Below are 6,763 nucleotides of genomic sequence, written 5' to 3'. Positions count from 1 at the left end.
TTCTGTTGATTGAGAAAAATAATTAAAGCTACAGTGGGGATAATAGTAATGCCCGAAAGTTTAATTTGCAGGGAAAAAACGAAAGCAATGGCACTGAGTAAATACAGCCCATACTTAAGCTTACCCGTGAATTGAAGGGCTTTAAAGATAATAAAAATACTTAAGATTGTAAAAAAAAGTGAGGGTAACTCCCGCAACATTGTCGTTGACAGGTTAATATACAATGGACAGGTTGAGAGAATAAATACCGATAAACAAGCCGCCAATATTCCGCAATTAACTCTCAGGATTAGATAAAAAATTCCTAACATAATTGTGGACAAAGAAAGCACCATAATGCGCGCAGCATGGATAGTAAATCCTGTCACGCTTAACCAACCATTTAGTAAAAGAGATAAACCCGATAAATGATCGTGCCAAACTTGTTCGTAGAGATGATAACCTTGTTTAGTGACGTAGGCAAGTACCAGGGCCACCGCTTCATCAAAATTAAGGATATAGGGATAATGAAGCGGGACTTTCCAGAAAACAATCCCTAGGAAAAAAACAGCAATGGCAATTAATGCCATTAAATCAAAACGATAAGATTTCTTATTCATAACTTTTTCTGGACAAGAATTGCTGCGTATCTTATCACAGATTGAGACATCAGTTAAGTAGATGGTTATAATTAAATTAAAAATGGATTTTAGGTTCGATCCCCCCTTAGTCCCCCCTTGATAAGGGGGTGTCTGATAATTTTTAACGCCTACCTAATTATGGGTTAAAAAAGATACAAAGATTACTTTTCAGAACTACGCCCTAAATCTTTAGATCTATGATAGGCCGCCACCACTGCTTCGATAATAGTCGATCGAAAAGAGCCTTTTTCTAATTGTCTCACCCCGGCAATCGTCGTTCCCCCGGGGCTAGTGACGCGATCCTTTAATTCACCCGGATGTATGGCCGATTCTTTTAATAGGGTTGCCGTCCCCAAAACTGTTTCTAGGGCCAATTGAGATGCGATCGCTCGCGGTAATCCGGCCGCCACACCACCATCACTTAAAGCTTCCACCATTAGGGCCACAAATGCTGGGCCCGATCCCGATAATCCCGTTACCGCGTCCATCAAAGCTTCGGGAACTTCCACCACCGAACCGACCGCGGCAAAAATATCTCTGGCTACGGCCAGATGTTCCGGTTCCGCATGACGACCGGGTGCGATCGCTGTAACCCCTTGTCCCACCGTGGCGGGGGTATTGGGCATCGTCCGGATCACAGGGCGATCGGGAAAGCCCATTTCTAAGCGATTGAGGGTAACTCCTGCTAAAATCGAGATAATCAAGGGTTTTTCGGGTATTCCCAGCAAACTATTCACTACTTGCTCTAAAATTTGCGGTTTTATCGCTAAGATTAACACCTCAGTTGCTCTAGCGGCTTCCCGGTTATCCTCACTGACTTGTACTCCGTAGGTATTAACCCAAAAGTTGCGCCGTTGGGATTGGGGTTCACTGACTAACACCGTTTCGGGACTATAAATATTTTTTTTTAATAAACGGCTGAGAATGGCCTCGGCCATCACTCCACCGCCAATAATTCCTAAACGAATAGACACAGTATTATTGAAAGTAAAAAGTAAAAAAGAGAGATTTAGGTATCCTACCAAGAAAAAACGCATCCTCTCGATAATCGATCGATTTCTAGCTTCGACAAACTTAACGAGAGGACTATGGGAGGATTCATTGAGCTAATCGACTGCTTTCGGCTCCCCAAGCAGGTGCGGGGGAAACGGGACGAGCCATTTTCGGGTTGTCGGTGATATCGTGAATAGTTCCGGAAAGGGTGCTAACTTTAACGCAGCTGGGGGTAAATAGGAAAATACTCTCACCGATGCGTTCTTGATGACCATCAATCGCGTAAGTGCCACCGGCGACAAAATCCACGGCTCTTTGTGCTTCTTCGGGATCCATGACGTTGAGATTTAAAACCACCGATTTGCGTTCTCTCAGGGTTTGGATAACTTGGGGCATTTCCTCGAAGGAATGGGGCTCGATCACGACTACTTCTGCATTATTGTTGTTAATACCTGGCATACCGATCACGTTGCTTCTGTTGAGTCCCATAGATGTGGCTGTACTGAGATTTAAAGGTTCGCGTTGACGACGATTGAGGGGATCTTCTTCTTCGTTTTGATCCCTATCTTGGGGGGAAGACTTTTCCCAGTTCATTTCTTCGTAGTCGGTTTCGTCTTCGTCTTCTGGTTGTTCGGAGATGCCGACAAAATCTTTGAGTTTGGTAAAAATGTTGTTCACAGTCTAAGTGTCCTTCAAAAGATTTTTTAGGTGGTCTTGGCTAGAGTCGGGGTTATTTTAGTGGCCTTTAACAACTTTTGTTCTCACTTGGTACAGGAGAACTATTTTGTTCAGGGTTCGTCATTCTAGTCGTCTGGAGGCAGCGGTTAGTTCCCTCTTTTCAGTTATCAGTTATCAGGGGATAGTTTTCAGGGATTGGGAAAAAGTCAATTCCTCATTTCTAACCACCGGTTTCTAGACCAGACGCTGTAATCTTAAGATATATTGTCACCGATTATTAAAATTACTAGGAGTTTTTTCTGTAAATTTACGGAGATGGTTCAGTAAATACGATCGCCAAAGATGCTGGTTCCCACCCGGATCAAAGTGGCTCCGGCCTTGATAGCCAGAGGATAATCGTTAGACATCCCCATGGATAGATGAGGCAGGCATAAACTAGAGCTATTCTCGATTATTTGGGCTAAATCGCTGGTTTTTTCAAAGGCGGCTAACTTTTCCCCGGCGGATAATCCCTGGGGCAGAATTGTCATCAAACCTTGAATTTTTAGCTGTTGACAGTTGACTAAATCGGGAATATCTGCTAGTAATTCGTCCGTGTCCCAACCGAACTTGTCGGGATCGGGGATAACTTTCACCTGTAGCAAAACTTGGGGATTAATCTCTAATTCCGCCGCTAGGCGATCGAGTCTTTGGGCTAATTTTAAACTATCGAGGGAATGGATTAAATCAAAAGATTCTAGGACTTTGCGGGCTTTATTTGCCTGTAGATGCCCGATAAAGTGCCAAGAAATATCTGGCAGGTCTTTTAGTTCTTGCTGCTTCGAGATTGCTTCCTGTAGCTTACTTTCGGCAAAATCTCTCACTCCTGCTCGGTAAGCTTGACGGATATAATCGCTCGATACCTGTTTACTGACGGCAATCAGGCGCGTGGAGGGGGGTAGGGTAAGACGGATTGACTCGATACGACTAGCGATCGTCATGAACTAGACTGAAAAGGTTTGTTGATAAGTTTGGTTGAGACTGTTAAATTCTTGCATATTACTGCGCCGTCGCAAATTCCGCAGCCGGTTTTCCACCAAAAGACGAGCATCGGAACGACTAATCGGATCGAACGAGACTTTTTTGGGTCCCACCGTCACCAGAAAAAAAAGACGTTGGGCATAAAGAGTGGTGAATAATTCCTGATGTTCTTCTAATAGACACACTCTGTATAATAGACCGAAAGTGGGATGATTGAGATAGGTTTCGTTACTCATTCAAGCGATCGCTAAAGGAAAAGGATTGAGCGAACTAGAAAGTTTTTCAACAACAAAATCAAGCGGATGGCTCACAAACAACTGATTTTTCGGGGGTTTCCCTAGCCTGATTTTACCAGAATCCTTCAATGACAACTAACGATGCCAGTCTATGTCATGATTTCCTGAGTTTTCACTTTTTCCCTGTTAACTTGGATACATCTCGGTGACAAGTTGTCACCATCAGAAATTAGCTCTGCTGCAAAAATCAAAGATTTTCCCTTAGCTGAGTAGACTCCGAGACAGAAGGATAAAAAAGACAAGAGACAACTACAATACCCATAAAAGCTAAGATTATCTCAAATTTATCTGGGATTTTAGAAATTTTAACCCGATAGCGGCTATCGGTGAACTGAAAACTCACATCTGATCACCGATAACTGATAACTGATAACTGAATCACTGATGAAATGCCCTAAGCTTGTATTAAGCCTTTTTTAACTTCAAATTCCTTTAACCTCAATCAATATGGATTTTTCTAGTCTTGTTGCCAGTCAGCTAAACGCCGGCGTTATCTGGCCCGAAGGAATCCTGATTATTACCCTGATGGTGATTTTAATCGGCGATTTAATCGTGGGACGAAGTGCCAGAAGTTGGCTGCCCTACGTTGCGATCGCTGGTCTGCTCGCTGCTGTGGTTGCTCTTTATTTTGCCTGGGACAATCCGAAACCAGTGGCCTTTTTAGGGGCTTTTGAGGGCGATAATCTCAGTATCGTCTTTAGGGGGATTATTGCCCTTTCTACCGCCTCCACAGTGCTGATGTCTATCCGTTATGTGGAACAAGCGGGAACCTCCCTAGCGGAATTTTTAGCCATTATGCTCACCGCAACCCTCGGGGGAATGTTCCTATCTGGCGCTAGTGAATTGGTGATGATCTTCATCTCCCTAGAAATGCTCAGTATTTCCTCCTATCTAATGACCGGTTACATGAAGCGGGATCCTCGATCGAACGAGGCCGCCTTAAAATACCTGTTAATTGGAGCTTCTAGTTCGGCGATTTTCCTCTATGGTGTTTCCCTTCTCTACGGTTTATCCGGAGGTGAAACCAGTTTAAGTGCCATTGCCCAAAAATTAACCGATGTTAACGGTGGTCAGTCCCTGGCCTTAGCGATCGCATTAGTTTTTGTGATTGCCGGTATCGCCTTCAAAATTTCGGCGGTTCCCTTTCACCAGTGGACTCCTGATGTGTACGAAGGTTCACCCACTCCCGTGGTGGCTTTCCTCTCGGTAGGTTCCAAAGCGGCCGGTTTTGCCCTAGCAATTCGCCTCTTAGTGACGGTTTTCGGTCTAGTGAGCGAACAATGGCGGTTTATCTTTATCGCTCTAGCAATTTTGAGTATGATCCTCGGCAACGTGGTCGCCTTGGCCCAAACTAGCATGAAACGGATGTTAGCCTATTCCTCGATCGGTCAGGCGGGTTTTGTCATGATTGGTTTAACCGCCGGTACTGACGCGGGTTACTCTAGCATGATTTTCTATCTGTTAATTTACCTGTTCATGAACCTAGGGGCTTTTGCCTGTGTGATTCTCTTTGCTCTGAGAACTGGAACCGATCAGATCGCTGAGTATTCGGGACTCTACCAGAAAGATCCGCTCCTAACCCTCTGTTTAAGCATCTGTCTCCTCTCTTTGGGGGGAATTCCGCCTCTAGCGGGCTTCTTTGGTAAGATTTATCTATTCTGGGCCGGTTGGCAAGCGGGACTTTATGCCCTCGTCCTCGTTGGTTTAGTCACCAGTGTGGCCTCGATTTACTACTATATCCGCGTGGTCAAAATGATGGTGGTCAAGGAACCCCAAGAGATGTCCGATGCGGTGAAAAATTACCCCGTTATCAATTGGACTCTTACTGGGATGCGTCCCCTACAGGTGGGCATTGTCCTCTCCCTAGTGGCCACTTCCCTAGCTGGTATCCTTTCCAATCCTCTCTTTACCCTAGCGACGGATTCCGTCACCACTACCCCCATCCTACAATCGGCGGCCCTGGCGACGCACATTTCCCGAGCAAATTGAGAATCCCCGTTGATTTATCGGCGTTGTCAGATCAGAATAACAACGCCGATTTACACCTAATCCGTTTTTAATAATGTGATTAACTCTCAATTTGTTCTAAAATAGACGCTAAAATATCTGTAGTTAATCCTTTAGCTTCTGCTTCATCACTAGCTTGATCCATAATTGGTGATAATCTTGCCGCTGCTTTTTGACGATATTTTTCTAATTCTAATTGAATAGTTTCAGTTAATTTGTTTTCTATGTTTGCTCGGTCATTGGGTTTAATTTTAGCGTAATATCTAGCAATTTCTAAAGGAACTTGAATAGTGATTTCTGTCTTGCTATTCATGGTAATTGATTGTTCTTTTTACTTTTAATAGACCTCTATTGTAGCACAAAATCATTATACTCATTGAATTTGACCCTATTGATGTAAAAGTTGCCATTGGATCAAAAAAATCAATGAATAGGGCTTGCTGAAAAAGTACGGGCGAAGCATTCGGATAGAAAATCTACGGTTTCACCGATAGGTTATTGCCCGAATGCTTCGCCCCTACAGGACGCGGGCCGATGAAGACGCGAGGTTTTGAACGACGATTCTCTCAAAATCTTGCACCTGTTTCGCGAGAAAAGCCCCAAAACCCTTACTTTGCCTACATTTCACATTTATTCAGCAAGCCCTAAGTAGTTGGTTATAAATTTTCACAACTCGATCGCTACAACTATCCGGCCAAGAACTACAATAACCCTAGCATCTGTGTGAAAAAAGGCCTATCTATGCAACTTTCGCCCCAAGAAAAAGATAAATTACTCATTTTCACGGCGGCACTGCTCGCCGAAAGACGCAAAAATCGCGGTATCAAGTTAAATTATCCCGAAGCGATCGCCTATATTAGCGCCGCCATCCTCGAGGGTGCGAGGGAAGGTCGTAGCGTGGCTGAATTGATGAGTTACGGCACTACTTTATTAACTCGCGAGGAGGTAATGGAAGGTATCCCGGAAATGATTACGGAAGTGCAGATCGAGGCGACTTTTCCCGATGGCACTAAATTAGTTACCGTTCACAATCCCATTCATTAACAGGAGATTTTTAGCAGTTATGATTCCGGGAGAAATTATCACACCATCTGGGGCGATCGAGATTAATGTCGGTCGCGACACCCTGCGTATTTCTGTGGCTAATAC

At 44.1% G+C, this 6,763-nt stretch carries 8 protein-coding genes and 1 pseudogene; 3 read left to right on the top strand and 6 right to left on the bottom strand.

Features of this window, described 5'->3' with window-relative positions:
• The 5 genes from PX636_RS14930 to pipX form a co-directional block, all read right to left on the bottom strand.
• The coding region (locus PX636_RS14930; RefSeq protein WP_288117692.1) for a glycosyltransferase family 39 protein at nt 1-599 on the bottom strand (599 nt) is incomplete at its 3' end.
• A 182-nt stretch (nt 600-781) separates the two neighbouring features.
• Entirely contained in the window at nt 782-1,594 is an 813-nt protein-coding gene (gene proC, locus PX636_RS14925) for a pyrroline-5-carboxylate reductase (RefSeq protein ID WP_149988233.1), read from the bottom strand.
• A 124-nt stretch (nt 1,595-1,718) separates the two neighbouring features.
• Complete coding sequence (locus PX636_RS14920; RefSeq protein ID WP_002796314.1) at nt 1,719-2,291, bottom strand: cell division protein SepF; 573 nt, start codon at nt 2,289-2,291, stop codon at nt 1,719-1,721.
• A gap of 320 nt (nt 2,292-2,611) precedes the next feature.
• Nucleotides 2,612-3,271 carry a YggS family pyridoxal phosphate-dependent enzyme gene (locus PX636_RS14915; RefSeq protein WP_288117691.1) on the bottom strand — a complete coding sequence of 220 codons (660 nt, stop codon included), beginning with the start codon at nt 3,269-3,271 and terminating at the stop codon, nt 2,612-2,614.
• Between the two features lie 3 nt (nt 3,272-3,274).
• Nucleotides 3,275-3,547 carry a transcriptional coactivator PipX gene (gene pipX, locus PX636_RS14910; RefSeq protein WP_002796317.1) on the bottom strand — a complete coding sequence of 91 codons (273 nt, stop codon included), beginning with the start codon at nt 3,545-3,547 and terminating at the stop codon, nt 3,275-3,277.
• 507 nt (nt 3,548-4,054) lie between these two features.
• Here pipX and PX636_RS14905 point away from each other — a divergent pair.
• On the top strand, nt 4,055-5,596 hold the full coding sequence (locus tag PX636_RS14905; protein WP_061432396.1) for an NAD(P)H-quinone oxidoreductase subunit N: 1,542 nt from the start codon (nt 4,055-4,057) through the stop codon (nt 5,594-5,596).
• 79 nt (nt 5,597-5,675) lie between these two features.
• Here PX636_RS14905 and PX636_RS14900 read toward each other — a convergent pair whose 3' ends face one another.
• Nucleotides 5,676-5,927: a hypothetical protein gene (locus PX636_RS14900; protein ID WP_012267875.1), complete on the bottom strand. Its 252-nt coding sequence runs from the start codon at nt 5,925-5,927 to the stop codon at nt 5,676-5,678.
• Nucleotides 5,928-6,355: 428 nt separating this feature from the next.
• On the opposite strand from PX636_RS14900, the gene ureA reads away from it, so the two are divergent.
• Nucleotides 6,356-6,658 (top strand): urease subunit gamma, encoded by a 303-nt coding sequence (gene ureA, locus PX636_RS14895; RefSeq protein WP_002738360.1) that lies wholly within the window; start codon nt 6,356-6,358, stop codon nt 6,656-6,658.
• Nucleotides 6,659-6,677: 19 nt separating this feature from the next.
• Nucleotides 6,678-6,763 (top strand): annotated as a pseudogene (locus tag PX636_RS14890) (urease subunit beta); the annotation flags it as partial.

The organism is Microcystis sp. M53598_WE2, assembly GCF_030067735.1.
GTDB lineage: Bacteria > Cyanobacteriota > Cyanobacteriia > Cyanobacteriales > Microcystaceae > Microcystis > Microcystis aeruginosa.
Note: the sequence above shows the minus strand (reverse complement) of the source record. Positions and strands in the feature narration are given on the sequence as shown.